The organism is Luteibacter sp. TLI7-4A, assembly GCF_056754745.1.
Genome location: NZ_JBPGWO010000001.1, coordinates 178,736 through 204,916, shown reverse-complemented (window position 1 = coordinate 204,916; position 26,181 = coordinate 178,736). Strand labels below are relative to the sequence as shown.

General features: G+C 66.2%; 20 protein-coding genes. 5 read left to right on the top strand and 15 right to left on the bottom strand.

The genetic code is table 11. The features are described from left to right. Nucleotides 1-42 precede the first annotated feature (42 nt). From ACR9Y6_RS00985 to rapA, 3 genes are all read left to right on the top strand, one after another. Nucleotides 43-2,361: a catecholate siderophore receptor Fiu gene (locus ACR9Y6_RS00985; RefSeq protein WP_481279586.1), complete on the top strand. Its 2,319-nt coding sequence runs from the start codon at nucleotides 43-45 to the stop codon at nucleotides 2,359-2,361. Between the two features lie 20 nt (nucleotides 2,362-2,381). Further along, nucleotides 2,382-3,062, top strand: a complete 681-nt coding sequence (locus ACR9Y6_RS00980; RefSeq protein ID WP_481279585.1) for a Fe2+-dependent dioxygenase — start codon at nucleotides 2,382-2,384, stop codon at nucleotides 3,060-3,062. A gap of 81 nt (nucleotides 3,063-3,143) precedes the next feature. Beyond that, nucleotides 3,144-5,975 carry an RNA polymerase-associated protein RapA gene (gene rapA / locus ACR9Y6_RS00975; protein ID WP_481279584.1) on the top strand — a complete coding sequence of 944 codons (2,832 nt, stop codon included), beginning with the start codon at nucleotides 3,144-3,146 and terminating at the stop codon, nucleotides 5,973-5,975. 2 nt (nucleotides 5,976-5,977) lie between these two features. On the opposite strand, the gene ACR9Y6_RS00970 is transcribed toward rapA, so the two are convergent. The 6 genes from ACR9Y6_RS00970 to ACR9Y6_RS00945 all read right to left on the bottom strand — a co-directional run bounded on the left by ACR9Y6_RS00970 (nucleotide 5,978) and on the right by ACR9Y6_RS00945 (nucleotide 13,136). Further along, nucleotides 5,978-6,634, bottom strand: a complete 657-nt coding sequence (locus ACR9Y6_RS00970) for a rhomboid family intramembrane serine protease (RefSeq protein ID WP_481279583.1) — start codon at nucleotides 6,632-6,634, stop codon at nucleotides 5,978-5,980. A gap of 10 nt (nucleotides 6,635-6,644) precedes the next feature. Then, on the bottom strand, nucleotides 6,645-7,175 hold the full coding sequence (gloA, locus tag ACR9Y6_RS00965; RefSeq protein WP_481279582.1) for a lactoylglutathione lyase: 531 nt from the start codon (nucleotides 7,173-7,175) through the stop codon (nucleotides 6,645-6,647). 73 nt (nucleotides 7,176-7,248) lie between these two features. Further along, complete coding sequence (locus ACR9Y6_RS00960) at nucleotides 7,249-8,838, bottom strand: hypothetical protein (RefSeq protein ID WP_481279581.1); 1,590 nt, start codon at nucleotides 8,836-8,838, stop codon at nucleotides 7,249-7,251. Continuing rightward, nucleotides 8,838-9,290, bottom strand: a complete 453-nt coding sequence (locus ACR9Y6_RS00955) for a DUF3574 domain-containing protein (protein ID WP_481279580.1) — start codon at nucleotides 9,288-9,290, stop codon at nucleotides 8,838-8,840. The genes ACR9Y6_RS00960 and ACR9Y6_RS00955 overlap by 1 nt, the downstream gene beginning before the upstream one ends. 1,100 nt (nucleotides 9,291-10,390) lie before the next feature. Next, the gene (locus ACR9Y6_RS00950) at nucleotides 10,391-11,488 is read right to left on the bottom strand and encodes an OmpA family protein (protein ID WP_306849990.1); all 1,098 of its coding nucleotides are present in this window, start codon (nucleotides 11,486-11,488) and stop codon (nucleotides 10,391-10,393) included. A 196-nt stretch (nucleotides 11,489-11,684) separates the two neighbouring features. Continuing rightward, on the bottom strand, nucleotides 11,685-13,136 hold the full coding sequence (locus tag ACR9Y6_RS00945; RefSeq protein ID WP_481279579.1) for a bifunctional 2-methylcitrate dehydratase/aconitate hydratase: 1,452 nt from the start codon (nucleotides 13,134-13,136) through the stop codon (nucleotides 11,685-11,687). A 293-nt stretch (nucleotides 13,137-13,429) separates the two neighbouring features. Here ACR9Y6_RS00945 and ACR9Y6_RS00940 point away from each other — a divergent pair, with 293 nt between their 5' ends. Beyond that, nucleotides 13,430-14,110: a TerC family protein gene (locus ACR9Y6_RS00940; RefSeq protein ID WP_481279578.1), complete on the top strand. Its 681-nt coding sequence runs from the start codon at nucleotides 13,430-13,432 to the stop codon at nucleotides 14,108-14,110. Nucleotides 14,111-14,339: 229 nt separating this feature from the next. Here ACR9Y6_RS00940 and ACR9Y6_RS00935 read toward each other — a convergent pair whose 3' ends face one another. From ACR9Y6_RS00935 to ACR9Y6_RS00910, 6 genes are all read right to left on the bottom strand, one after another. After that, nucleotides 14,340-15,194 (bottom strand): hypothetical protein, encoded by an 855-nt coding sequence (locus ACR9Y6_RS00935; RefSeq protein ID WP_481279577.1) that lies wholly within the window; start codon nucleotides 15,192-15,194, stop codon nucleotides 14,340-14,342. Between the two features lie 135 nt (nucleotides 15,195-15,329). Then, the gene (locus tag ACR9Y6_RS00930) at nucleotides 15,330-16,721 is read right to left on the bottom strand and encodes an acetate kinase (RefSeq protein ID WP_481279576.1); all 1,392 of its coding nucleotides are present in this window, start codon (nucleotides 16,719-16,721) and stop codon (nucleotides 15,330-15,332) included. Nucleotides 16,722-16,724: 3 nt separating this feature from the next. Next, nucleotides 16,725-17,318, bottom strand: coding sequence for a hypothetical protein (locus ACR9Y6_RS00925; RefSeq protein WP_481279575.1), 594 nt, complete (start codon nucleotides 17,316-17,318; stop codon nucleotides 16,725-16,727). Further along, on the bottom strand, nucleotides 17,315-17,998 hold the full coding sequence (locus ACR9Y6_RS00920) for a C39 family peptidase (RefSeq protein ID WP_481279574.1): 684 nt from the start codon (nucleotides 17,996-17,998) through the stop codon (nucleotides 17,315-17,317). The genes ACR9Y6_RS00925 and ACR9Y6_RS00920 overlap by 4 nt, the downstream gene beginning before the upstream one ends. Then, nucleotides 17,995-18,360, bottom strand: a complete 366-nt coding sequence (locus ACR9Y6_RS00915; protein ID WP_481279573.1) for a hypothetical protein — start codon at nucleotides 18,358-18,360, stop codon at nucleotides 17,995-17,997. Before ACR9Y6_RS00915 ends, ACR9Y6_RS00920 begins: the two co-directional genes overlap by 4 nt. A 90-nt stretch (nucleotides 18,361-18,450) precedes the next feature. After that, the gene (locus ACR9Y6_RS00910; protein WP_481279572.1) at nucleotides 18,451-19,377 is read right to left on the bottom strand and encodes a hypothetical protein; all 927 of its coding nucleotides are present in this window, start codon (nucleotides 19,375-19,377) and stop codon (nucleotides 18,451-18,453) included. Nucleotides 19,378-19,673: 296 nt separating this feature from the next. On the opposite strand from ACR9Y6_RS00910, the gene ACR9Y6_RS00905 reads away from it, so the two are divergent. Beyond that, nucleotides 19,674-21,692 (top strand): oxidoreductase, encoded by a 2,019-nt coding sequence (locus ACR9Y6_RS00905; protein ID WP_481279571.1) that lies wholly within the window; start codon nucleotides 19,674-19,676, stop codon nucleotides 21,690-21,692. A 193-nt stretch (nucleotides 21,693-21,885) separates the two neighbouring features. Here ACR9Y6_RS00905 and prpC read toward each other — a convergent pair whose 3' ends face one another. The 3 genes from prpC to prpE all read right to left on the bottom strand — a co-directional run bounded on the left by prpC (nucleotide 21,886) and on the right by prpE (nucleotide 26,051). Next, complete coding sequence (gene prpC, locus ACR9Y6_RS00900; protein ID WP_371023330.1) at nucleotides 21,886-23,034, bottom strand: bifunctional 2-methylcitrate synthase/citrate synthase; 1,149 nt, start codon at nucleotides 23,032-23,034, stop codon at nucleotides 21,886-21,888. Nucleotides 23,035-23,045: 11 nt separating this feature from the next. Next, nucleotides 23,046-23,933 carry a methylisocitrate lyase gene (prpB, locus tag ACR9Y6_RS00895; RefSeq protein ID WP_429199404.1) on the bottom strand — a complete coding sequence of 296 codons (888 nt, stop codon included), beginning with the start codon at nucleotides 23,931-23,933 and terminating at the stop codon, nucleotides 23,046-23,048. Nucleotides 23,934-24,146: 213 nt separating this feature from the next. Continuing rightward, nucleotides 24,147-26,051 carry a propionate--CoA ligase gene (gene prpE / locus ACR9Y6_RS00890; RefSeq protein WP_481279570.1) on the bottom strand — a complete coding sequence of 635 codons (1,905 nt, stop codon included), beginning with the start codon at nucleotides 26,049-26,051 and terminating at the stop codon, nucleotides 24,147-24,149. Nucleotides 26,052-26,181 lie beyond the last annotated feature (130 nt).

Here is a 26,181-nt window from a genome sequence, read left to right as displayed (position 1 = left end):
AGGCCGTTCCTCATTCGTCTTCAGACACGCAAGGAAATCTCCATGGCCTTCATCAAGAGCCGCAAGCACGCCGCTCCCGCGGTGCGTACGGTCGGTGCCGCCGTCCTGCTCAGCCTCGCCCACGGTGCCGCCGCCAGCGACGTGCCCGCCGATATCGCGGCGCCGCCCCAGCAGGCCAAGGTCAATGATGCGCAGGCCCTGCCCGGCATGCAGGTGGATGCCGACCGTGGAAGCGACTACCGCGTCGACAAGGTTTCCTCGCCGAAATTCACCCAATCACTGCTCGACACCACGCAGACCATCCAGGTGATCGGCAAGCAGCTCATCCAGCAGCAAGGCGCCACCACGCTTACCGAGGCACTGCGCAACAGTCCGGGCGTGGGCACCTTCTTCGTCGGCGAGAACGGCTCGACCAATACCGGCGATTCGATCTACATGCGCGGCTTCGACACCTCCGGCAGCATCTTCGTCGACGGCGTGCGCGACATCGGCACCGTGTCGCGCGACGTGTTCAACATCGAGCAGGTGGAAGTGACCAAGGGTCCCGACGGTACCGAATACGGCCGCACCGCGCCCACCGGCGCCGTGAACCTGGTGACCAAGCAGCCACTGCTGGGCAACGGCATTTCCGGGTCCGTGCAGGTCGGCAGCGGCCAGCGCCGCCGCGCCACCGCCGACTGGAACCAGTCGATGGGCAACGACGCCGCGTTCCGGCTCAACGTGATGGGCCAGGACAGCGGCGTCTACGGCCGCGACCAGGTCGAGACCAACCGTTGGGGCATCGCGCCCTCGCTGGCCTTCGGCCTGGGTACGCCAACCCGGGTGTACCTGAATTACCTGCACATCAAGCAGAACAACGTGCCCGACGGCGGCGTGCCGACCATCGGCCTTCCCGGCTATAGCAGCCCCGATGCGCGCGCCTTCCTCAACGACGCGGGCAAGGTCGATCCCGATAACTTCTATGGCACCGGCCAGGATCACGACCATGTCACCCAGGACATGTTCACGGTCATCGTCGAGCACGACTTCAACGAGAACCTGGCGCTGCACAACACCGCGCGCTGGGGCCGTACCACGCAGGATTACCTGCTCACGTCCTTCATGGGCTCCGCCGCGAACCTGCGCACGCCCGATCCCGCCAATCCCTCGACGTGGACCATCGCGCGCAGCACGCCGACCTTCAAGCACCAGTCCAACCGCATCGCCACCAACCAGACCAACCTCACGGCGACGATCGAATCCGGTGCGGTCACGCAGAACATCAGCACCGGCATCGAGCTGACGCAGGAACAGGCGCGCACGATCGGCCTGGGCGCGCTCGGCGGCAGCACCTGGCCGGCCGCCAACCTCTATCATCCGTACTCCGACGTCGGCGGCCTGCGATATGGCGAGACGGGAGCCACGAGCGAAGGCAAGACCAACACCGCCGCGGCTTATTTCTTCGACACGCTGAAGTTCGGTGAGCATTGGCAGGTGAATGCCGGCGTTCGCCTCGACCACTACAAGACCGACTTCAACAGCCTCGTGGTCTGCGGCGCCCGCAACGGCCCCGCCTGCGGACGCCTTCCCGCCGGAAGCATCGTTCCCGGCGTCGATACGAGCATCAGCGACAACCTGGTCAACTACAAGATCGGCGTGCTGTACAAGCCGGCGGCGAACGGCAGCATCTACGTCAACTTCGCGCAGTCGCAGGAACCGCCGGGCGGCAACACCCTCACGCTATCGTCCTCCGCAAGCAGCGCCGACAATCCTAACTTCGATCCGCAGAAGGCCCGCACCGCCGAGATCGGCACGAAATGGGACCTGCTCGGCGAGAAGCTGCTCCTTACCGCCGCGCTGTACCGCACGACGGTCACCAACGAGCTGACCCAGGACCCGACCGACCTCCTGTACTACCAGGTCGGCAAGAAGCGCGTGCAGGGCATCGAGATCTCGGCGCTGGGCAAACTGACCGAGGATTGGGCCGTCAGCGCCGGCTTCACCACGATGGATGCCACGGTCGAGAAGGGTGCGGGCGTCACGGCCAACGGTTCCGACGACCTGGCTTATACGCCGAAGAAGGCCTTCACCGCCTGGACCACCTACCACCTGCCCTTCAACCTGACCATCGGTGGCGGTGCGCGTTATTCCGGCGAATTGCAGCGCGGTACCGATGGCGCGATCGGCACGCCGGCCTACACCAGGGCCTATTGGGTGTTCGACGCGATGGCGAGCTATCCGGTGAACCGGCACCTGGACATCCAGCTCAACATCTACAACCTGTTCGACAAGGAATACGTCGCCGCCATCAACAAGAGCGGCTACCGCTACACTCCGGGTACGCCGCGATCGGCCATGCTGACCGCCAACATGCGTTTCTGATCGACCGGAGGAAGGCCACCATGCTGATGCACATCCCCGACGTCCTGGACAAGGAGCAGGTCGCCGGGATACGCGCTGCACTGGAGGGCGCCGAGTGGACCGACGGGCGGCAGACCGTCGGTCCACAGGGTGCGAAGGTCAAGCGCAACCTGCAACTGCCCGACGCGTCGCCGTTACGGCGCGAGCTGGGCGACAGGGTGGTGGCCGCGTTGAATCGCCATCCGCTCTACCATGCCGCCGCGCTGCCGCTGCGCACGCTGTCGCCACGTTTCAACCGCTACGAAGGTGGTGGCGAATACGGCTTCCACATCGATGGCGCCGTCATGTCGACCGGTCAGGGCGACACGCATGTCCGCAGCGATATCTCCTGCACGCTCTTCCTCAGCGAGCCGGAGGAATACGATGGCGGTGAGTTGATCGTCAGCGACACCTATGGCGAGCACGAGGTGAAGCTGCCGGCCGGCGACGCGATCGTCTATCCATCCTCCAGCCTGCATCGGGTCACCCCTGTCACCCGCGGCGCACGCATCGCCTCCTTCTTCTGGGTGCAGAGCATGGTGCGCGACGATGGTGCGCGACGTCTCCTGCTGGAGATGGACACCGCCATCCGCGCGCTTTCGGCCAGCGGTGCCGACCAGGCATCGATCCTGCAATTGACGGGCGTCTACCACAACCTGTTGCGGCGCTGGGCGGAGACCTGAGCCCCGGTTTCACGAAAGGTAGGCATGGGGGCCTCGCGGGCGGATAATTGGCGCCCCTCGATGTCTTGGCTTCCCAAACGCATGTTCCAACCCGGTCAACGCTGGATATCCACCGCCGAGCCTGAGCTCGGTCTCGGCACCATTCTCCGCGTCGAAGGACGCAGCGTGCAGGTGCTCTTCGCCAAGTCGGGCGTCCTGCGTCCTTATGCGGCGGACAGTGCTCCCCTGATCCGCGCGGAGTTCCGGGCCGGCCAGCGCGTGTCCGGCAAGGGCATCGCCTTTCTCGTCGAGCGCATCGAGGAACGCGAGGGCCTGTTCGTCTATCGCGGCGAAGGCCGCGAACTGGAGGAAGGCCAGCTCGACGACGAACAAGCGTTGTCCCAGGCCGACGATCGCCTGATCGGCGGCCGCACCGATCCCAACGACCGCTTCGACCTGCGCCTGGAAGCCTTGCGCCGGCGCGCCGATGCGCGCCGTTCCGCCGCATGGGGCCTGGAGTCCGCCCGCATCGGCCTGGTCCCGCACCAGCTGCGCGTGGCCGGCATCGCCTCCGCGCGACGTCCGCCCCGCGTCCTGCTTGCCGACGAGGTGGGCCTGGGCAAGACGATCGAGGCCGGCATGATCCTGGCCCGGCAACTCGCCGCCGGACGTGCCGGGCGCGTACTCGTCCTGTTACCGGAAACCCTGGTCTACCAGTGGTTCGTGGAACTGCTACGCCGCTTCAACCTGTCGTTCTCGATCTTCGACGAAGAACGTTGCGAAGCCATCGAGCAGGCCAGCGACGGCCGCAATCCGTTCGAGGACGAACAGCTGGTCATCTCCGATTTCGCCTTCCTCGAATCGTCGCCGCGCCGTGCCACCCAACTCGTGGAAGCGGGATGGGACCTCGTCGTGGTCGACGAGGCGCACCACCTCGAATGGACGCCGGAAGGCGCCAGCCCGCGCTACCGCCTGGTGGAGGAACTGGCCTCGGCGACGCCGGGAGTGATCCTGCTCACCGCCACGCCGGAACAGCTGGGCCGCGCCGGACATTTCGCCCGCTTGCGCCTGCTCGATCCGCAGCGCTACGCCAACCTCGAGGCCTACCTCGCCGAGTCGGCGGGTTATGGTCCCTTGTCCGATGCGGCCAGCGCGCTGGCGGAAGACAAGCCGTTGAACGACGAACGGCGCGCCTTGCTCGCCGACCGCTTCAAAGGCGACCGCGAACTGCTTGCCCTGCTCGATCGCGCCGACGCGACTGGCGAGCTTCTCGCCGCCCTCATCGACCGCCATGGCACCGGCCGTGCGATGTTCCGCAACCGGCGAGCCGGCATCGGCGGCTTTCCCCGTCGCACGCCCGAATTGCTGATCATCGACCCGGACACGCTCGACGCGGGCCGTCGCGATGCCCTGCTGGCGGAATTCCGTTCGGATATCCAGCAACCGCCCGCGGCGCTGGAGTTCGACTATGCCGACGACCCGCGCCTCACGGCGCTGATCGCCCTGCTCGAATCGCATCCTGCGGACAAGTTCCTGCTCATCTGCCGCAGCCAGGCAAAGGTGATGGCGATCGAGGACGCGTTGCGCACCCGGAGTGGCGTCGGCGTGGCCCGGTTCCACGAGGGCCTGGGTATCGTCCAGCGCGACCGCAATGCCGCGTTCTTCGCCCAACCCGATGGCGCGCGCCTGCTGCTCTGCTCGGAAATCGGTTCGGAAGGGCGCAATTTCCAGTTCGCCCATCGCCTGGTCATGTGGGACCTGCCGCTGGACCCGGACCTGCTCGAGCAACGCATCGGCCGCCTGGACCGCATCGGCCAGAAACACGACATCGTCGTCCATGTCCCCGTCGTGGAACAGAGCGCGCAGCATGTGCTCGCACGCTGGTACGACGAAGGCCTCGACGCGTTCCGCAGCAGCCCCGCCGACGGCCGTGAACTGCTGCGCCGCTTCGGCGCCCTGCTCGCCACCCTCGCCGACGAACATGCCCGCGAAGACGACGACCGCGACCAGGAACTGGATGCGCTGATCGCCGAGACGCGCGGTGCGCACGAAGAACTTTCCGCCTTGATCCACGCGGGACGCGACCACCTGCTCGAACTCGCCGCCAGCCGCGATCCGCATGCCGATGACCTCGCGACCAGCTTCGCCGCCGAAGACAAGGACCCGGCACGCGACGCATTCATCCAGCGCCTGTTCGAAACCTATGGCGTGCACGCCGAGGAACTGGCAACCGATATCGTGCTGCTCGATCCGCAATACCTCTCCACCGACGGTCTTCCCGGCTTCGCCGACGGTCCGGTCTCGGTCACCTTCTCCCGCGAGCTGGCGCTCGCGCGCGAAGAACTCCCCCTGCTACGCCTGGACCACCCGATGGTGCTGGCCGCGGTCGACCTGCTCGTCTCCGGCGAGGACGGCAACGCCGCCTTCCTCGTCGACGATGCCCTTCCCGTGCGAACCGCGTTGCTGCAAACGGTGTTCGTGCTGGAGATCGTGGCCGAACGCACGCTCGATGCCGGTCGCTTCCTGCCGGCGACGCCGCTGATGCTCACCGTGGACACCAAGCTGGGGGAACGTGCGTCCTTCCGTCCCAGCGACGTCGCATTGCGTCGCGCCTCGGACCGGAACATCGAGGTGCCGCGCTATCGCAAGTTCCTGTCCAAACTCGTCCCGCCGATGCTCGAACGCGCGCAGGACCTCGCCGAGGCACGTGCGGAAGTACTCAAGGCCGAGGCGCTCGAAGCCGCGCGGCACGAACTGGATGCGGAACACGCCCGCCTGGTCGCGTTGCACGCGGTGAATCCGTCGATCAAGGACGAAGAGGTCGACGCCATCGCCGCCGAACGCGACGCCCTGCTCGCCGCCATACCCGAAGCGAGGTTGCGCCTGGACGCCGTCCGCTTCGTGGTCAGCCCGGACTTCCTCGCCCTGCGCTGAGCCTAGAACCGCTGGCGTGGCGGCGGCCTGACGCCCCACGCCCAGAGCAGCACGAGGCCGGCCGCCAGGCCACCCAGGTGGGCGAAATGGGCGACACCGGACAGCGTGCCGGTGACGCCGAAGACCAGCTCGGCGACGCCGTAAAGGGTGACGAAGAGCCAGGCCGGAATGCCGATCGGGATCGGGATCAACATCAGCTTCTCGCGCGGGAACAGCATCGCGAACGCACCGAGCAAGCCGAACACGGCACCCGACGCACCCACCGTCGGGTACATGCGATCGGGCTCGAACAGGTACACCACCGCCAGTTGCGCCACCGCGGCGGCGACCAGGCATACGAAGTAATAGATCGTGAAACGCCGCGTGCCCATCACCCGCTCGATCAGGCCGCCGAACATGTACAACGCGTACATGTTCAACACGATGTGCATCACGTTGCCGTGCATGAAGCCGTAGGTGATCAGCTGCCACGGCCGGAAACCGATACCCGCCACGCCACCCGCGCCGAGGTCGACGGCGATGTCGTGACCGAACGGCCACAAGGCGAACCAGCGCGTCAGCGCCAGGGTGTCCTGGTCTTGCAAGAGATACTGCAGGGCGAACACCAGCACGTTCGCGATCAGCAGGTTCCGGGTCACCGGAGGCAGGTTGGTCGGCATCGGCGCGGCGTCAGGCGGCGAACGGCGTGGGTTGGAGGATCTCGATCCAGTACTGGTCGGGATCGCGGATGAAGGCGATATGGCGCATGCGTCCATCGCTCAGCCGCTTCTGGAAGGTGACGCCGAGAGCCTCGAAGCGCGCGCACGCGGCTTCGACGTCGGGCACGCTCACGCAGAGGTGGCCGAATCCGCGCGGCTCGCTGTTTCCGTTGTGGTACGCGAAGGACGGGTCGTTTTCCGTGCCATGGTTGTGCGTCAACTCGAGCACGCCCGGTTGTCGCAGCACCCATTCCTTTCGCGCATCGTCGTCATCGGGAATCACCCCCTGGTCGCCGACCAGCACGAGATAGACGATGGTGAACGCCGCCTCCGCGAACACGCTCTTGTACACGGGAGTGAAGCCCAGCACGCGCGTGTAGAAATCCAGCGAGACGTCGAGGTCGCGCACGCGGATCATCGTGTGGTTGAACACATAGCCATGGGTCGCCGCGTCGGGCGTGGCGGTGACGCCGGGGAGCGACGTGAGGTCGGAGAGCGGCATGGGGCGATTCCTTGGGACAGGTCCCAAGGGTGGCTGCGCCGGCGCCGCAATTCAAGCGGCGGCGCGGGCGGCATCAGGCGCTCCGCAGGTTCCGGCGGTCCAGCGACAGCAAAAGCAGCACCGTCGCGAGCGCCGCATAGGCCGCGACGAACTGCCACACCAACGATCGCGACGCCGCATCCAGCGTCCACGGCAGGTAGACCGACCCGATCGGCTGCACCGAATGGATCAATCCGCACGCGGTGAGCAAGCCACCCAGTGCCACGATGCCTGCTGCCTTGCGCACATGCCCGTCGATCATCGCCACCACGAAGCTGGCCCAGATCATCGAGGTGATGATGAAGCCATTGCCGAGGATCACGATCACCGCCATGGCCGAGACGCCATGCGTACCGTCGGCATACAAGGCGGCGAAATGCGCCGGATCGACGATCGAGGGATCGCCGAGCTTGATCGCGACCATCCGTGCGATCGCCGGAAAGAAGCTGAAGACCACGGCACCGGCATAGCGCAACGGCGTCGCTTCGAAGGCCTGCGTGGTGATGCCGATCGAGACGAAGACGAGGATCGGCGCCAGCACGGCCACCGGCAGCAGTTCGACGAGATTGGAGAGGTAACCGAACACCCCGCCCAACCCGATGACCAGGCCGGTGACCAAGGTGTATCCGGTGCGTGCGCCCATCGCCTTGTACGCGGGCTGCCCGATGTACGGCGTGGTTTGCGCCACGCCACCGCAGATGCCCGCCACGAGCGTGGCGAGCGCCTCGACCAGCAGGATGTCGCGCGTGGGATAGTCGTCACCCGCCGCGCGGGCGCTTTCGGTGACGTTGATGCCACCGACCACCATCAACAGACCGAACGGCAGGATCAACGGCAGGTACGGCAGCGTCGCCGGCAAGCCCTGCACGAAACCGAGGTTCGGCCACGGGAAGCCCAGGCGCCACTGCCATCCCGCGGGCGCATGGTAGCCGGTTCCAAGCAACCCCGCCGGGCCAAGCCCGTAGTAGAGGATCACGCCGACAAGGAAGGCACCCAGCACGCCGGGCATGCCGAACGGCAACCGTCGTTTCGCGATCAGTGCATAGAGCACGATGCCAAGGCCGGCGAAACCCACCACCGGCACGCGCAGGATCTCCACCAGCGGCAGGAAGCCCATCAGCACGAGGGCGATACCGGCGATCGATCCGAGCAAGCCGGCCCTCGGCACCGTGCGCTGGACCCAGGCACCGAAGAACGAGAGGACGAACTTGAGCACGCCCATCACGACCAGCGAGGCCATGCCCAGGCGCCAGGTGGCCTCTTCCGCCGCCATGGCATCCATGCCCGCCTGGCGGTAACCGGCGAATGCCGGGCCCAACACGAGCAGGGCCATGCCGATCGTGGTGGGCGCGTCGATACCCAGCGGCATGGCGGTGACATCCTGCCGGCCCGTGCGCGCGGCCAGGCGATGCGCCATCCACGTATAGGCCAGGTTGCCGAGCAGCACGCCCAGCGCCGTGCCGGGAAACATGCGGCGGAAGACGAGGTCGGCCGGCATGCCGAAGATGCCGATCAGCGCCGTGGCCATGAACGCCAGCAAGGAAAGATTGTCGACGACCAGGCCGAGGACACCGTTGAGATCGCCACCGCCGAAGCGGCGTCGCGAAACCGTGGACGCGGCCATCAGAACGACACGTCCGCGGGCTGGGTCACGCGAAGCACCGACTGGTCGCCGGTCTTCGCCTTCCAGGCGGCGCGGATCGCATCCACGGCGGCGCGCTGCGCGGGGGCATCGGCGTAGAGGAGGACGACGAGCTTGGACCGCAGGCGCTCAGGCTGCGACTCGTTCGCACCCTGCCATTGCCCATAGGCGTCGATGACGGTCAATCCACTCGGAAAGCGCGGCGTCACCTCCTTGTCGAGAAAGGCCCGCCAGGCTGCTTCGTCCACGCCGCCCTGGCCGCCTGCCGGCCCGAGACCGAAATAAAGCTCGGTACGCACCCATCCTTGTGCGCTTCCCGGGTGTGCCGTGTCACCGCTGAGCGTGGCGCTGGCCGCGCTTCGATGCACCGGCGCGGAACAACCCGCCGACGCGAGCAACGAGGTGGCCAGGAACAAACCGGCGAGCAGCTTCATGCGAACCCCTAGGAATGACATCGAACGGACGTCCATACGGCCAGGCGTCCAGCAATCGGCACAGCGTACACCGCAACGCAACAAATGGGCGAGGTGGGCTCGGCTTCGCCCTCGCGGTTGGGGTGTGCGGGGCAGAGCCGTCGGCCGCCACCCTCGTCGCTCCGGTTGCACCGTCGCTCGGGAAGGGAAGCCGCTGCGCGGCCATGTTCTATGGCTGGCGCCCCGTCGCGCCCGTCGCGCCGGGCGGGGTTTCCGACTCGCCTTCCATGGCTCGGCGGAAACGGCCGGCCATCCAGGCCGGCCCCCTGACGGGCCTTTTCGCCCGTCGCTCCTCGGTTCCACACGTCGCGACGAGGGTGGCGGCCGACGGCTCTTCCGAGCACTGAGGTGTTGTGTGGCACAAGCAACGCCCGCGACCGGGGGATGCCCTCTCCGTGTGCCCCCCCACGCGGGTGGGAAGCGGGCTGGCCCGCGATTCGCCACCCTGTTTCGAGCGAATGAGGCCGTGCATCGCCACCGAGCCAGCGGTGACAAGCCTCGCTCGATCATCGCAAGGCCTCCTTCGCCACCGGAGGGATTGAGGAATCGCGGGCCAGCCCGCTTCCCACCCGGGCGCGGCAAACGGCAAGCGATTAGGGGCAAGTGGCACGCAACTAGCGGGATGGCGAGCGTTGCTCTTTCAACCCACCCCCGTGTCGAGAGAGCTGCCGGGCGCCACCCTCGGCGCGACATTAGGAGCCGAGGACGGGCGGGCGGAAAAGGCCCGCCAGGGGGCCGGCCAGGGATGGCCGGCCGTTTCCGCTGAGCCAGGAGGGCGAATCGGAAACCCCCGCCCGACCGTCCGAGCCCGAAGGGGCGCAGCCATCAAACACGGCCGCGCAGCGGCATCCCTTCCCAAGGGACGGCGACTACCGTCGCGCCGAGGGTGGCGCCCGGCAGCTCCCCCGCCACGCAACGAACGCGAGGGCGAAGCCGAGCCGTACATGCAACCAGCCCACTGCCGCGGGATCGCCGACAAGGTCGGCTCCCACCGGGAGCACAAAAAAGAGCCCGGCTTTCGCCGGGCTCCTTTCTTACAGCTACTACCGATCTTGCAAGGATTACTGCTGAACCTGCAGTTCCGTGCGACGGTTGCGAGCGCGGCCTTCGGCCGTGTCGTTCGTGTCGATCGGGTTGTTCTCGCCGTGGCCGATCGGGCCTTCCAGACGATCCGCACCGATGCCGTGCGAGGTCAGGTAGTCGAACACGATCTTCGCGCGACGCTCGGACAGGCCCTGGTTGTACGCGTCCTTACCGACGCTATCTGTGTAACCGGCAACCGTGACCTTGACCTGCGGGTAACGCTGCAGGGTGTCGACAGCCTGGTCGAGGACGCCCAGCGATTCGCTGGTCGGCTCCTGCAGGGTCGGACCGATGTTCGTCTCGCCCTTCTTCGGACGGTCGAACTTGAAGTTGACGCCGCGCAGGTCGATGACGACCTTCTGCGGGCAACCATCCGGACCGACGATCGTGCCAGCCGGGGTGGCTGGGCACTTGTCGTCGCAATCGTTCACACCGTCGCCATCGCTGTCGAGGGTCGAGCAGTCCGGAGCAGCCGGAGCCGGTGCGGCGGCGGGAGCCGGGGCAGCCGGCGGCTCGCCGAAGCGCGAGACGATCGAGAAGCCGAGGAACCAGTCACCGTAGCCGTTCTCGCTGTCGGTGGTCTTGTCGTCCCAGTCGTAGCGATAGCCGGCTTCCACGCGGAAGTCGGAGCTGTCGGTGATGGTCTTGGACACGCCGACGCCGAGCTCGGCGGCCGGGGACCAGCCATTGTCCGACGGGTTGTGGTGGTACGAGCCCATCACGCCGGCCAGCAGGTACGGACGCCAGCTGTCCCACGCACCAGCGTAGAAGCGGGCGGCAACGCCGTAGCTGTTGTTCGACCAATGGCCAACGCCATCGTTATCGCGCTTGGTGCGATCGGCGAAGATGTCGATCGACGCGTTGTTCGAGATGAACTTGCCGAAACCCAGGCCGTAGTAAACCTGGCGGCTGTTGGTGTTGCGATCGGTGTCGTTGTAGTAACCGCCAACCGTCGGGGCGATGTACCAGCGGCCGTCATAGCCGTTACCCGCCGTGTCGGCGGATTCCTGCGCGTGAACGGCACCCACGCCGCCCAGGGCCAAGCCGATCAGCAAAAACAAGCCCTTACGTTTCATCGGTGTCTCCTCATTATTGGTATTCGCGTCCGCGCTCCACCCCAGACGGAAATCGCGCGTAGAACTCTTGTCGAATCCGGGGACTTCGGCCGTCCCTCGCTTTCATACCCCTTCAACGGGCGGCGGCAGTTTAGCAAAAATCAAACAATTGAGCACCTGCTAAAAACCGCCGTTCATACTTGAGTCACAGCCATTATCAAGCCGTGAAGAGCGTCATGAACTCGTGAATGGGCATGGCGTCGAGTTTTTCCGGCGAGGAAGTGACCGCGAGGATGCGCTCGACCCGCTCTGCCGGCAGCTCCGCACGCAGGGCGGCCTCGAACTTCTTCAACAGCACGGGAATGCCCTCGGCACGACGCTTGCGGTGGCCGATCGGGAAATCGATCGAGACTTTCTCGGTGGACGAGCCGTCCCTGAAGAACACCTGGACCGAATTGCCGATATAGCGCTTTTCCGGATCGAAGTAATCCTTGGTGAATTGCGGATTCTCCACCACGGTCATTTTGTCGCGCAGTGCGTCGATACGGGGGTCCGCGGCGACGGCGTCGTTGTAATCATCCGCCGTGAGACGGCCAAAGATGAGTGGCACGGCCACCATGTACTGGATGCAATGGTCGCGGTCGGCGTAGTTCGCCAGGGGGCCGGTCTTGTCGATGATCCGGCAGCCCGCCTCCTGGGTCTCGATCACCACCTTTTCCACCTCGTCCAGGCGGCCGGCCACCTGGGCATGCAGCGCCATGGCGCACTCGACGGCGGTCTGCGCGTGGAACTCGGCGGGGAAGCTGATCTTGAACAGTACGTTTTCCATCACGTAGCTGCCGAAGGGACGCTCGAACTCGAAGGCCTTGCCCTTGAAGGCCACGTCGTAGAAACCCCAGGTCTTCGCCGTCAGCGCGGAGGGGTAACCCACCACGTCGCGGTAAACGGCGTTGATCGCATGGGTCACCGCGCGACGGCAGGCGTCACCGGCGGCCCAGCTCTTGCGCGGGCCCGTGTTCGGCGCGTGGCGATAGGTGCGCAGGGCGCCGTTGTCGATCCAGCTGTGCGAGACCGCCGTGGTGATCCGTTCCTTGTCGCCGCCGAGCATGGCCGTGGCGACCGCGGTGGAAGCGAGGCGAACCAGGATCACGTGGTCCTGGCCAACGCGGTTGAAGCTGTTCCTGAGCGCGTAGCAGCCCTGGATCTCATGCGCCTTGATGGCATAGCCGAGCACGTCGCGCACGGTGAGGGGCTTGCCGCCCTCCTTCACCGCCTTGCGGGAAAGGTAGTCGGCCACCGACAGGATGGCGCCCAGATTGTCCGAGGGATGGCCCCATTCGGCGGCCAGCCACGTGTCGTTGAAATCGAGGTAGCGGATCTGGGTGCCGATGGCGAAAGCCGCCTGGACCGGGTCCAGTTCGTGCGAGGTGAACGGTACGCGCGTGCCACCGGGCAATTCGGCGCCCGGGACGACCGGGCCCAGGTGCTTGACGCAATCGGGGAACTTCATCGCGAGGGCCGAGCACGCCAGGGAGTCCAGGAGCATGTAGCGCGCGGTGTCGTAGGCCTCCTGCGAGTCGACCGTGTAGTCGGCCACGTAGTTGGCGATGTCCACCAGCGGCTGGTCCGGATCGGGACGCGTGGCGGAACGGATGTCGTGTGCGCTCATGGACTTCACTCGCGATGGGTTGGGAAAGCCGGCGATTTTAACCGGTGAGCCCCCATGCATGTCTTGCCGCGCTGCATCCCAACCGCCACAATGCGCCCCACTACAACCCAAAGGGGAGTAGTTCCGCGGGGGCATCTGTCGCTCCCGTGCGCGACGATCGTCAGTACGGGCGCCCCACGCGCCCCGGTCATCGCGGCGGCTTCGCGCCGGGAACGAGACTTTTGCGGTGACGGCGGGCGCGCGTACCCGTCGCTGCCGCATTGGTCCACACAGCGCGCGAAGGGTCTCACCGCATGGATTTCCTCACTCCCGAATTCTTTTCCGGCCTCGCCGCCATCATCCTGCTAGACCTCGTTCTGGCCGGCGACAACGCGATCGTGATCGCGCTGGCGGCGCGCAACCTGCCTCGCCACCTGCAGAAGAAAGCCGTCTTCTGGGGCACGTTCGGCGCCATCGCCTTGCGCATCGCCCTCACCTTCGCGGTGATCTGGCTGCTGAAGCTCCCGGGCCTGATGCTGGCGGGCGGCATCCTGCTGTTGCCCATCGCCTGGAAGCTGCTCAAGCACGAGGAGCACGACCCGAACATCACGCCAGCCTCCAGTTTCTGGGCCGCGATACGCACCATCGTCATCGCCGATGCCCTGATGGGCCTGGACAACGTGCTCGCGATCGCCGGCGCGGCCAAGGGCCACATGGGCCTGGTGGTGCTGGGCCTCGCCATCAGCGTGCCGCTGGTGGTCTGGGGTTCGACGCTCATCCTGAAGTTGATCGAGCGCTTCCCGGTCGTCGTCTATATCGGCGCCGGCGCCATCGCCTGGACCGCCGCACGAATGATCGCCCACGACCATCTGGTGGCGCCTTGGTTCGACGCCCGTCCCTGGGCGCCGTGGCTGCTCGACGTGATCCTGGTCGTGGGCATCTGCGGCGGCGGCTGGTTGTGGGCGCGCCGCGCGCAGCGGAAGGCGCTGGCCTGAGCGGATGCTGAAAATCGCCACGGGGCAAGGAGTGCCCTGGTGGGAAGCCGCCTAGGCGGCGATGGCGCTTGCCATGACCCGGCCCGCTGCCGCGGGATCGCCGACAAGGTCGGCTCCCACCACAAGCGACAGGGCCGGCTCCCACCACGAGAAAGAGGCCGCCTCGCGGCGGCCTCGGGATTCCCCCCGGCAAGGCGGCCGGCATCACGCCGGCTCGCCATCCGGATGGTCAGAAGCGGAAACGGACGTACGCGGCCGGTCCGTTGAGCTTCATGTCGAGATCGAGGTCGTAATTGCGCTTGTCCTGGTGCAGCTTGATCTTCGTATAGGCGTACTCCGCGCCAAAACCGACGTTCTGCCATGGGAACCATTCCACGCCGAGCGCCGCATCCCAGATGTGGCCATTGAGCGAACCGCCGTTCCGCTTCACCCCGGACGCGTTGAAATACATGCGCCATTGATCGTTGAACGCATGCCGCCAGCCCAGTTGCAGGTTGGGCGCCCACGCATTGGTGTCGCTGGCCGAGCCGTCCTGGAAGGTCTGACCGTTCACCGTGGCCGTGCCATAGATGCTCGCCTGCACTTTGTAGTACGCGGCGCCCAGGCCGACGCCGAACACGTCGTCGCCCGTACCGAACCACCACTTGTACGCGGCGCTGCCGAAGGTGAACTTGAGATCGCCCTTCACGCGCGCGCTCGCGGCGATGGGATTGCCGAGGAAGTTGATCTGCTCGGACAGCGTCTTGGAATGCGAGCGGTCGACCTCGTAATAGTCGAAGGAAAAGCCCTGGTGCTCGCCGATCAGGAAATCCAGGCGGACACGAGGCACGGTCTTGTGCTTCTTGAAGTCCAGGTCGTCCTCGAGGTTCACGTCGCCGCTGGTGTTGAAGATGCCCGTGTTCGCACCGATCGTCGTGTCGTTGTTGGTGTAGTAGCCACCCACCCATACACTAATGTTGTCCAGCGCCGGCGACTGCGACTTCTTGTTGCTGTCCTGCGCATGCGCAGTGGCACCCAGGATGGCTAGCGAAGCGATGGCCAGGCCCGCGGTGGCCTTGGCGTAACGATGTGGACGTGTGCGCATGTGGAACTCCCTGCAAAGTGTGTGTGTTCTAACCCCCCTGAAATCTTAACGATCCATGATGTGTGCGGCGCGTGCACGGGAACCCGAACGCGTTCGAAACGCGTTCAGGTGGGAATGAGTGAAACCCATGTGAACCTACAAGGTGATGGGGACGCGCACCGTGATCGTCGTGTCGGGTGTGTCACCCGTCACACCTACGCCGAGCGTCACGTTCAACGTTTCCTTGTCGTTGAAGCGGTAGGAACCGCCCACCAACAGGGAGCCCAGCGTCACTCGCGCGGAACCCGGCAACGGATGGTCGTTTTGCGTGGTCCGCGCGACGAAGGCCTGGTCGTAGCCGATGCTGATCGATGCCTTCTCGTTCAACGACAGGCCCATGCCGATGCTGATATCGGCGATGTCGCCGGCCTTCACGTCACCCAGGAACTGCTTGCCGGCGAGAAGTACGTTACGGCTGACGTTCTTCCGCTCGAAATTATGCAGATAGCTAAGGTTGCCGAAGAACACCACCGGATCGGATGGATACAGCCAGGTAACGCCCAGCTGTGCCGAATAGAAGCCCGATCCCGTCGGGTTGCGCAGTGGCAGCCCCGTGCCGGTGAAGTTCTCCACGCAGCGCGTCACGCAGTCGCTGGTGACTTCGAAGGGGTCGCGGCCCGTTCGCGACTTGGCGCGGAACCAGCCGACGTAGTACGGCTTGTCCGCGCCGCCGTCGTTGATCTGGTAACGCAAGGTGGCCTCGATGTCGCCAAGACCCTTGCCGCTCGTGGTGAACAGGCGATCCTGTGCCGTACCGGTGAATATCTCGCGGCTGATCGTGTCCGTATGCGTGTCGACGTAGGGAATGCGTACTTCGACCTCCATGCGGTTGGTGAGGCCGTAGCGGAACGCCACCGCGCCTGTCTGGGTGGTGGTCTTCACCTGGCGCACGTCGACCAGGCCGATCAGGATGGCCGGAATCACCGTGTAACCGACCAGCGCGACACGATCGCTCGACGAGTAGCCGTACTGGTAGGAAGGTTCGACGATCAGCTTGCCCTTGGGCGTGAGCACGCCGGGCTGGTCGAAGATCGGAGCGACCTCGGGAGGGCGATCGTCCGTTTCCGGCCGTCGTCCCACCGGCTGCGTGGCGACCACCTGCCCGGACGTCGCCGCCGGGGGCGCGCCGGGCGGCGGCGCGCCCGGGACCTCCTGCCCCGGCGTGGCCTGCGCGCGCGGATCGGCGAGCGCGGCGGAGCCGCCGCGCGCCTCTTCCAGCGCATTGAGCCCGACCGCCTTGCGCAGGTCGTTGTAGTTCATTTCCTGCACGGCCAGCTCGCGCTTCATCTGCTCGAGTTCGGCGAGTTGCTCCGCCATGCGGCTGCGCATCGCATCTATGCGCCTTCCTTGCGCGTCGATCTTCTCGCGCAGGACCGGATCGATGGTGGCCTCTTGCGCCAGGCATGCGCCGATCCACATCGGAAGCACCGCGAATGCCAGGGCACCCGCGCACGTCTTTGCCTGCATCACCCTGCCATTGCGATACATGCGTCAATTCCCCCGGAACTTGATCACCGCGTCGTTGACCGACTCCGCCATGCGGATGTTTTCGAGCATCCGCGCACTGTTGACCGACGCGTCGATGGTGGTGGTGGCCGTGATGGCCTGGTTGTCGAGCGAGTTCTGCACGATGAGGCCTGGCAGCGCCGAATTCGGCAGCGCGGCCGAGACGGTCGCCAGGGTTGTCGCCGCACTGCCGGATGCCGCCGCCGGAACCGTGGCGGCCGGCGTGGAGGCTGCGCCCGTATCCTGCACCGGGGACGTCGGCACCGCGCCCGCCACGCCTCCGGCACCGTTGGTGACGACCGTGGTGCGCAAGGCATCCTGCAAGGCCGCCGCCTGGTCCCGGGTGATGTTCGCGATGTCCGGAACGGTGATGGTCGTGCGCATCGCTTCCATGCCGTTGATCAACACGGTGCGCTGCAGCGCGAAGGAAGCGCGAAGGTTGTCGCCGAAGTCGAAACCGCCGCGGATACGGTCCAACCGCACGTCGGATACGCTGCGGTTCGCGGGAAACTCGGCGGCGCAGACGGTGGCGCAGGCACCACCAAGGATGGCGGCGGTGATCAGTGTTCGGGTTTTCATATATCCCCCGGTCCGCGCTTGGGCATCACCAATGGCTCCAGCCCGTTGCGCTGTATGCCGTCTCCGATGGGTGCCGCGGGAGCGACCGCCCAGTCGCGTGGACTGTTGAAGATGGCGCGGTCGCGCTGGTTGTGGATGACGAAGACGACACCGTTGTTCCACATGGCGTCGAACCGCCGCTTGGACATGGCGCGTGTGCCACGGGCCGGATCGCCCACCAGCACGCGGCCGTTCTTGTAGCCCTTCACCACGACGAAGTGGTGATAGCCGCGCTCGTTGATGAGCACGATCGCGGGAACGCCTTCGTTGTCGAGCTTCTCCAGCGGCACCTCGAAGCCATCGGCCTCGAAACCGCGCGAGGCGAGGAACCGCTTGATATCCAGCAACGAGAATCCCTCCTTGCCGATCTTCGCGCGATCGCCGTGGGTGTACATCACGTCGAAGGCGGACTGCTCGTCGACCGGATAGCCATATTGATAGGTCAACAGCGTGGCGACGGCGGCGGAGCCGCAACTGAAGTCGTACTTCTGCCGGATCGTGTTGCGGAAGCGCGCCTCTTTCAGGCTCGTCATCCGCACCGGGTACGAGGTACCCGGGCTGGTCTGCACCTCCGCCTTCATCGCCGGCGCGGCGGGCGCCACGACGACGAGCAAGAGTGCGAGGGCACAGGCGGCCTTCATGGATTCATCCGCACGTTGACGATGGTGGAGTTCTGGATCAGCACGTTGTTGCCGGAGTTCTGGATCACCGTCGGCAAGCCGGCCGAGTTGTCGAACGCGCTACCCGAGACGACATTGCCGCCGCTGATGGTGTTCTTCGCCTCGGTGTCGCTCATCGTGCCGTTGAGCGTCTGCTGGTTGATGTTGTTCGTGGTCCCGCTGCCACCGGTCATGGCTTGCAGCTGTTCGACGGGAGTGGCCTTGCCGAACGCGGCCGGTGGCGGTTCATTGGCGGGAGGCGTGGCGAACGCGGTTCCGCCGACGCAAGCCAGGGCTACCAGGGCCCACGCCCGTCGCGCCCGATGTTCGTGTTGCTGCCGCATGGGTGTTCTCCTGAAGGTGCTGGTGCTTCCCTTCGGATGACCACGGAGCGCCGGAACGCTCCGTGGTTCCCTTTGCTACCGGTCCAGCCGTTACGGAGCCGAGCCCACGCTGAGGTTGGCCTGGACATTCACGCCCTGCTGGATCAACGACGCCGCGCCGCTGTTCTGCGCGAAGTTGGAGATGCCGGCGGCCGCCGCGCCCGCGCTGCCCATGTTGTTGGACATGTCGAACGCACCCGCGTCGGCATAGGCCGTGCCACCCGCGCCACCGGCGCCACCGTCGGCACCCGCGCCTGCGCCACCCGTGCCCGACGCGCCCGCGCCACCGGCACCGCCTTCGCCGCCGGCCGCCATCGCCGTGCCACCGGCACCGCCTGTGCCGGTTCCGCCCGTGGCCGTTCCGGTCGCGTCGCCGGAGGTTCCCGCGCCGCCCGTACTGGCGCTTGCGCCACCGGTGCTGGCCGTGGAGCCGCCGGTCGCCGTGTCGGCACCCGCACCGCGCGCGTTGGCCCGGCCACCGTCGCCGTTGGCGTTACCGCCATCGCCGGAGCCGTCGCCGCCCGCGGAGGCGGTCAACGCACCCGCGTCGCCACTCGACGCGGAGCCGTCGCCACCGACCGCGCCGCGCGCACGCGCGTTGCCGCCATCTCCGCCCGATCCGCCCGTGCCGCCGTAACCGACGGCGCCGTAGCCGTCGCCGCCACTGCCACCGCGTCCGCCATTGGCGTTACCGAGGTTGCGGGCGATATTGCCGATGCCGCTCACGCCCACGTTGCTGACGCTTCCGTTGAGCACGGTGTAAGAGATGGCATTGGTGGTGTTGAACGATCCGGACGTGGTGTCGGTCCGGCTGTGTGTCGAGCTGTCCGTATAGGTGGAGCTATCGGAATACTGCACGGCAATCGATCTGCGCTGCGCGCTGGCACCCGAGGATCCGGTCTGGGTGTCGTCGGCCATGGCCGGCAAGGCAAATCCGATGGCGAGGCAGATCGCCGTGGCAATAAGAGTCTTACGCATGGGAGAGTCTCCTGTGAGCGACGCGAAACCCCTGTTTTTTCGGGATGACCGGACGTCCTGCCAACGCACCGGGTGAAAGAACGGAGCAAATTGCGTGCCTTCGTCAATCCGCCTCGCAAGAACGTGCTGCCATGCGGATTTAGCGTTTTTCGCGGACCGGCCGTAGGGCCCCGCGTGTAAACGCGGCGATACACGCCGTAACGCCGCTGGGGCGCCTGGCCCACTGCTGCGCCCGCCCTTGCCGTCGGCGCCGGTTGCGACGATCATTCGAACGATCGTTTGAACCGGAGCCTCCCGTGGCCTACCCGCACCTGCTCGCCCCGCTCGACCTGGGTTTCACCACCTTGCGCAATCGCGTCCTCATGGGCTCGATGCATACGGGACTGGAAGACAAGGCGGCGGATTACGACAAGCTCGCCGCGTTCTTCGCCGAACGTGCGCGTGGCGGCGTGGGCCTGATCGTCACCGGTGGCATCGCGCCGAACATCCAGGGTTGGCTGAAGCCGATGTCGGGGACGATGTCGATGCCCTGGCATGTCGGCCGGCATCGCAAGGTCACCCGCGCGGTGCATGCCGAGGGCGGGAAGATCTGCATGCAGATCCTGCACGCGGGACGCTATGCCTACCAGCCGTTTTCCGTGGCACCGTCGCGGATCAAGTCGCCGATCACCCCCTTCACGCCGCGCGCGCTGTCCGCACGAGGGGTGGAGCGCAGCATCGATGCCTTCGTGCGCAGCGCGAAGCTGGCGCGCGATGCCGGCTACGACGGCGTCGAGGTCATGGGTTCGGAAGGTTACCTGATCAACCAGTTCCTCACTCCGCGCACCAACAAGCGCACGGACCGCTGGGGTGGCCCGGCCGAAAACCGCATGCGTTTTCCCATCGAGATCGTGCGCCGCATGCGTGAGGCGCTGGGCGGGGATTTCATCATCGTCTACCGGCTGTCCATGCTCGACCTGGTCGACGAATCGCAGTCCTGGACCGATATCGTCACGCTCGGCAAGGCCATCGAAGCAGCGGGCGCGACCATCATCAACACGGGTATCGGCTGGCACGAGGCGCGCATCCCCACCATCGTGACCAGCGTCCCGCGCGGCGCGTTCACCTGGGTGACGCGGCGCATGAAGGGCGAAGTGGGCATTCCGCTGGTGACCACCAACCGGATCAACATGCCGGACGTCGCCGAACGCATCCTGGCCAACGGCGACGCCGACATGGTCTCCATGGCGCGCCCTCTGCTGGCCGATCCCGAATGGGTGAACAAGGCGCGCGCGGCGCGGCCCGAGGCGATCAACACCTGCATCGCCTGCAACCAGGCGTGCCTCGACCATGTATTCGAGAACCGACGCGCGTCGTGCCTGGTGAATCCACGCGCGTGCCACGAGACCGAGCTGAAGATCCTGCCCACCGCGACGAAGAAGCGCGTGGCTGTCGTCGGCGCGGGCCCTGCCGGCCTCGCCGCCGCGACCACGCTCGCGGAGCGCGGTCATGCGGTGACACTGTTCGATCGCGCCACGGTCATCGGCGGACAGTTCAACATGGCCAGGCGCATTCCCGGCAAGGAGGAATTCAGCGAGACGCTGCGCTACTTCGACCATCGCCTCGACGCCACCGGCGTGCAACGCCGGCTGGGCACGCCGGCGACCGTGGAGGTCCTCGCCGATGGCGGCTTCGATACCGTCATCCTCGCCACGGGCGTGCTGCCGCGTGCGCTGGATCTTCCCGGGGCCGACCACGGAACAGTGCTGAGCTACCTCGACGTCCTGCAGGCCGATGCGCCCGTAGGCAAGAAGGTGGCGATCATCGGCGCCGGCGGCATCGGTTTCGACGTGGCGGAGTTCCTCAGCGAAGCGGCGCCCTCCCCCACCACGGATATCGGCCGGTGGACGAAGGAATGGGGCGTCGACATGAGCATGGCGACACCGGGCGGCCTGATGCCCGCACAGCCGGAAAAGCCGGAGCGGCAGATCTGGCTGCTACAGCGAAGCGCCGGCCGCCCGGGCGGCCGGCTCAACAAGACGTCCGGCTGGGTGCATCGCGCCACGCTGAAGAACAAGCGGGTGCAGATGATCGGTGGCGTCGCCTACGAACGCATCGACGACCATGGGCTGCATGTCGTGATCGACGGGCAGCCACGGGTGCTGGACGTGGACAACGTGATCGTCTGCGCGGGCCAGGAACCGAACCGCGACTTGCACGACGCGTTGGTCGCGCGCGGCGTGGACGTGCGCCTGGTCGGCGGTGCGGATGTCGCCGCCGAACTGGACGCGAAACGGGCGATCGACAAGGCCACCCGCCTGGCGGCGGCGTTGTAACTCTTGTGGGGGCCGGCTATGCCGGCGATTCCTGCGGAGCGGCATATCCATCGCCGCTGAAGCGGCTCCCACAAGAGAAGCGTGTCCCCAATCCCTGGTGGGAGCCGACCCTGTCGGCGATGGGTGCTTGCCATAAGCTGGCCCGCTGCCGCGGGATCGCCGACAGGGTCGGCTCCCACCAGGTTCTTGGGGCTTAACGCTTCTCGATCGGCGTATACGCCAGGTCTTCCGGCCCCGTGTAGTTCGCGCTCGGACGGATGATCTTGCCGTCCTGTCGTTGCTCGATCACATGCGCGCTCCAGCCGGAGGTGCGTGCGATGACGAACAACGGCGTGAACATCGCCGTCGGCACGCCCATCATGTGATATGCCGAGGCCGAGTACCAATCGAGGTTCGGGAACATCTTCTTCAGTTCCCACATCAGCTTCTCGATCTTCTCCGATACCTCGAACAGGCGCGGATTGCCACCATCGGTGCAGAGCTTGCGCGCCACTTCCTTGATGATCTCGTTGCGCGGATCGGACACGGTATACACCGGGTGCCCGAAGCCGATGATGATCTCCTTGCGCTCGACGCGCGCGCGGATATCCGCTTCCGCCTCGGCCGCGTCGCGATAACGCGCGATGATTTCCATCGCCACTTCGTTGGCGCCACCATGCTTGGGACCGCGCAACGCACCGATCGCGCCGGTGATCGCCGAGTAGATGTCCGATCCGGTGCCCGCGATGACACGCGCGGCGAACGTGCTGGCATTGAACTCATGCTCGGCGTAAAGGACCAGCGAACGGTCGAGTGCGTGCGAATGCAGGTCGCTCGGCTTGCGCCCGTGCAGCAGGTGCAGGAAGTGCGCCGCGATCGATTCGTCCTCGGTCTCGGTTTCGATCCGCTTGCCGTTATGGCTGAAGTGGTACCAGTACAGCAGCATCGAGCCGAAGCTGGCCATCAGGCGATCGGCGATGTCGCGCGCGCCGGTGAGGTTATGGTCGTCCTTCTCCGGCAGCACCGTGCCGAGCACCGAGGCGCCCGTGCGCATGACGTCCATCGGGTGCGTCGACGCGGGCAGGAGTTCGAGCGCGCTCTTGACCGGGGCCGGCAAGCCCCGCAGCCGCTTGAGCTTGGCGCGGTAGGCGTTCAACTCCATCCAGTTCGGCAGAACCCCGTGCACCAGCAGGTAGGCCACTTCCTCGAACGAGCCCTTCGCCGCGAGATCGTGGATGTCGTAGCCGCGGTAATGCAGGTCGTTGCCGCTGCGGCCGACCGTGCACAGCGCGGTGTTGCCGGCCGGCACGCCGGAGAGGGCGACCGATTTCTTCGCCTTGGGCTGGGTGGTGGTGTCGCTCATTGCGTAACTCCTTAACCCTTCTTGGAGAACAGTTCGTCGAGGTGACGTTCGTAAGCGTGGTAACCGATGCGGTCGTAGAGTTCCTCGCGCGTCTGCATCGTGTCGATGACGTTGCGCTGGTGACCGTCGCGGCGGATGGCGTTGTAGACGTTCTCGGCGGCCTTGTTCATGGCGCGGAACGCGGATAGCGGATAGAGCACGATGCCCACGCCGACGCTACCCAGCTCCTGCGTGCTGAACAGCGGCGTCTGGCCGAACTCGGTGATGTTGGCAAGGATGGGCACCTTCACCGCGTCGACGAAACGCTTGTACGTCGGCAGGTCGTAGGCGGCCTCGGCGAAGATCGCATCGGCACCGGCCTCGACGCAGGCGATGGCACGCTCGATGGCGGCATCCACGCCAAGCACGGCGATGGCATCGGTGCGGGCGATCAGGAAGAAGTCGGGATCCGTCCTGGCATCGGCGGCGGCCTTGACGCGATCGGCCATTTCCTCGGTGGTGACGATTTCCTTGCCCGGACGATGACCGCAGCGCTTCGCGCCGACCTGATCCTCGATATGGCAAGCGGCGGCGCCGAACTTGACCAGGCTTTTCACCGTGCGGGCGATATTGAAGGCACTGGGACCGAAGCCGGTATCGATGTCGACCATCAGCGGCAGGTCGCAGACATCCGTGATGCGGCGGACATCGGTGAGCACGTCGTCGAGCGTATTGATGCCCAGGTCCGGCAGGCCCAGCGAACCCGCGGCGACACCGCCTCCGGACAGGTAGATGGCACGGAACCCGGCACGCTTGGCCAGCAGCGCATGATTGGCGTTGATCGCACCGATCACTTGCAGCGGCTGTTCGGCCGCGAGCGCGGCGCGGAAGCGGGCACCGGCCGAGGGTTGCTGTGCCATGGAACTCTCCGAAGCAAAGAGAGCCATTTTAGCGCACCGCCGCGACGAGGCCTTGCTGCGTCGCGGGAGAATGCCACTTCACGCGGGCACCGCTTCGCGGAGCCGCGTCCCTGTGGGAGCCGCTTCAGCGGCGATGGGTGCTTGCCTCGGCCTGGCCGCTGCCGCGGGATCGCCGCTGAAGCGGCTCCCACAGCGGGGCGGGGCACGGCCCTCTCAGGTCCGTCTTTGCCCGCAGTGCGGGCCGCGGGCAATGGCCTGGCGAATTTCCTCCAGGGCGCCCGGATCGTCCAGGGTGGACAAGTCGCCGGGGTCGGTGTCCTGCATCAGCGCCTGCAGGGCACGGCGCAGCAGCTTGCCCGAGCGGGTCTTTGGCAGTGCGCCCACCACGTAGACGCAGGCGGGACGCGCCACGCCCCCCAGCAACTCCACCACGCGCCGCTCCATCGCCTGCGCCACGTCGCGCGGATCGTCCGTGACGCCTTGCTTCAGCGTGGCGAAGACGGCGGGTACCTGCCCTTTCAGCTCGTCGGCGATACCGACCACCGCCACCTCGGCCACCGCGCCGAGCGTCGCCACCGATTCCTCGATCTCGCGCGTGCCCAGGCGATGCCCGGCCACGTTGATCACGTCGTCGGTACGTCCCAGGATGAAGAAGTAGCCATCGGCGTCGCGTACCGCCCAGTCCAGCGAGCTATACAGCAGTTCCTTGAAGTGGCCGAAGTAATTGCGCCGATAGCGCTCGTCGTCACGCCATATCGTCGTGAGGCAACCCGGCGGCAAGGGCGGCTCGATCACCAGCACGCCTTTTTCCCCTGCCGGTTTTTCCTCGCCGGTCGCCTCGTCGATCACGCGCATGCGATATCCGAACGTCGGAAAGCCGGGCGAACCCGGCTTCACCGGCTTGAGGTCCAGTCCCGGCATGAGGGACAAGGCCGGCCAGCCTGTTTCGGTCTGCCAGTAATTGTCCACCACGGTCTTGCCGGTACCGGTGGTGAGCCAGTCGTAGGTCGGCTGGTCGAGCGGCTCGCCCGCGAGGAAGATCCACTTCAGCGACGAGAGATCGTACTTCCCCAACCACGCCGCATCCTGCTTCTTCAGCACGCGGATGCCAGTGGGCGAGGAAAACATGGTGCGTGCCTTGTACTTCTCGCAAAGGCGCCACCAGATGCCGGGGTCGGGACCGGTGGGAAGCCCTTCGTACAGGATGGCGGTGCATCCACCGATGAGTGGGCCGTACACGTTGTACGAGTGCCCCACGGCCCAGCCGACGTCCGATGTGCACAGGATGGTCTGGCCCGGCTGCAGGTCGAAGATCGCCGTCATCGAAACAGCGAGCGCCACCGCATAGCCGCCTACATCGCGCTGTACACCCTTCGGCCTGCCCGTGGTACCCGAGGTGTAGAGCAGATAGCTCGGCTCGTTCGATTCCAGCCACTCGACGGGAACCCTCGCATCGAGGTGCTTCTCACGCAGCGGCGCGTGGTCGACGTCGCGGTCCGTCACCCATGCCATGTCGGGATCGAGTCCACGCCGGACGACGAGCACATGCGCCGGTGGCGCCTTCGCCTCGCGCAGCGCCGCGTCCACCAGGGGTTTGTACGGAATGATCTTGCCGCCGCGCATGCCCGCATCGGCGCAGACCAGCAGCTTCGGCTCCGCATCGTCGATGCGCAGGGCCAGGTTGTGCGCGGCGAAGCCGCCGAAGACGACGGAATGGATCGCGCCGATGCGTGCGCAGGCCAGCATGGCGAACACCGCCTCGGCGATGTTGGGCATGTAGATGACGACTCGATCGCCCTTGCCCACGCCGAGTTCGACGAGGATGGCCGCGAAGGCGTTCACCTCGCGATGCAGTTCGCGGTAACTGATCTCTCGGGTGACGCCTGTTTCGGTGGACACCGCGACGATGGCGAGCTGGTCGCCGCGTGCATCGAGATGGCGATCCACCGCGTTATGGCAGAGGTTGGTGGTTCCACCGACGAACCAGCGGCGGAAAGGCGGGTTGGACTGGTCGAGGATGCGCCGCGGTGGCGTTTGCCAGTCGATCAACCGCGCTTGCTCGCCCCAGAACGCCTCCGGTTCATCGACCGAGCGTCGCCAGGATGCCTCGTAGTCCATGAATGCGCCTCCGGGATGGATTCGTCCTTGAGGGTAGGACAGTGGTTACCAGGGTGCCTCTGGACCTTGGTCGAAGAGCATCGCCGACAGGGTCGGCTCCCACCAGGCATCGCCGACAAAGCCGGCTCCC

Bases quoted from the DNA above. Each gene is read 5' to 3' on its own strand.
- ACR9Y6_RS00985 (WP_481279586.1), top strand. From the start codon at position 43: ATGGCCTTCATCAAGAGCCGCAAGCACGCCGCTCCCGCGGTGCGTACG.
- ACR9Y6_RS00980 (WP_481279585.1), top strand. From the start codon at position 2,382: ATGCTGATGCACATCCCCGACGTCCTGGACAAGGAGCAGGTCGCCGGG.
- rapA (WP_481279584.1), top strand. From the start codon at position 3,144: ATGTTCCAACCCGGTCAACGCTGGATATCCACCGCCGAGCCTGAGCTC.
- ACR9Y6_RS00970 (WP_481279583.1), bottom strand. From the start codon at position 6,634: ATGCCGACCAACCTGCCTCCGGTGACCCGGAACCTGCTGATCGCGAAC.
- gloA (WP_481279582.1), bottom strand. From the start codon at position 7,175: ATGCCGCTCTCCGACCTCACGTCGCTCCCCGGCGTCACCGCCACGCCC.
- ACR9Y6_RS00960 (WP_481279581.1), bottom strand. From the start codon at position 8,838: ATGGCCGCGTCCACGGTTTCGCGACGCCGCTTCGGCGGTGGCGATCTC.
- ACR9Y6_RS00955 (WP_481279580.1), bottom strand. From the start codon at position 9,290: ATGAAGCTGCTCGCCGGTTTGTTCCTGGCCACCTCGTTGCTCGCGTCG.
- ACR9Y6_RS00950 (WP_306849990.1), bottom strand. From the start codon at position 11,488: ATGAAACGTAAGGGCTTGTTTTTGCTGATCGGCTTGGCCCTGGGCGGC.
- ACR9Y6_RS00945 (WP_481279579.1), bottom strand. From the start codon at position 13,136: ATGAGCGCACACGACATCCGTTCCGCCACGCGTCCCGATCCGGACCAG.
- ACR9Y6_RS00940 (WP_481279578.1), top strand. From the start codon at position 13,430: ATGGATTTCCTCACTCCCGAATTCTTTTCCGGCCTCGCCGCCATCATC.
- ACR9Y6_RS00935 (WP_481279577.1), bottom strand. From the start codon at position 15,194: ATGCGCACACGTCCACATCGTTACGCCAAGGCCACCGCGGGCCTGGCC.
- ACR9Y6_RS00930 (WP_481279576.1), bottom strand. From the start codon at position 16,721: ATGTATCGCAATGGCAGGGTGATGCAGGCAAAGACGTGCGCGGGTGCC.
- ACR9Y6_RS00925 (WP_481279575.1), bottom strand. From the start codon at position 17,318: ATGAAAACCCGAACACTGATCACCGCCGCCATCCTTGGTGGTGCCTGC.
- ACR9Y6_RS00920 (WP_481279574.1), bottom strand. From the start codon at position 17,998: ATGAAGGCCGCCTGTGCCCTCGCACTCTTGCTCGTCGTCGTGGCGCCC.
- ACR9Y6_RS00915 (WP_481279573.1), bottom strand. From the start codon at position 18,360: ATGCGGCAGCAACACGAACATCGGGCGCGACGGGCGTGGGCCCTGGTA.
- ACR9Y6_RS00910 (WP_481279572.1), bottom strand. From the start codon at position 19,377: ATGCGTAAGACTCTTATTGCCACGGCGATCTGCCTCGCCATCGGATTT.
- prpC (WP_371023330.1), bottom strand. From the start codon at position 23,034: ATGAGCGACACCACCACCCAGCCCAAGGCGAAGAAATCGGTCGCCCTC.
- prpB (WP_429199404.1), bottom strand. From the start codon at position 23,933: ATGGCACAGCAACCCTCGGCCGGTGCCCGCTTCCGCGCCGCGCTCGCG.
- prpE (WP_481279570.1), bottom strand. From the start codon at position 26,051: ATGGACTACGAGGCATCCTGGCGACGCTCGGTCGATGAACCGGAGGCG.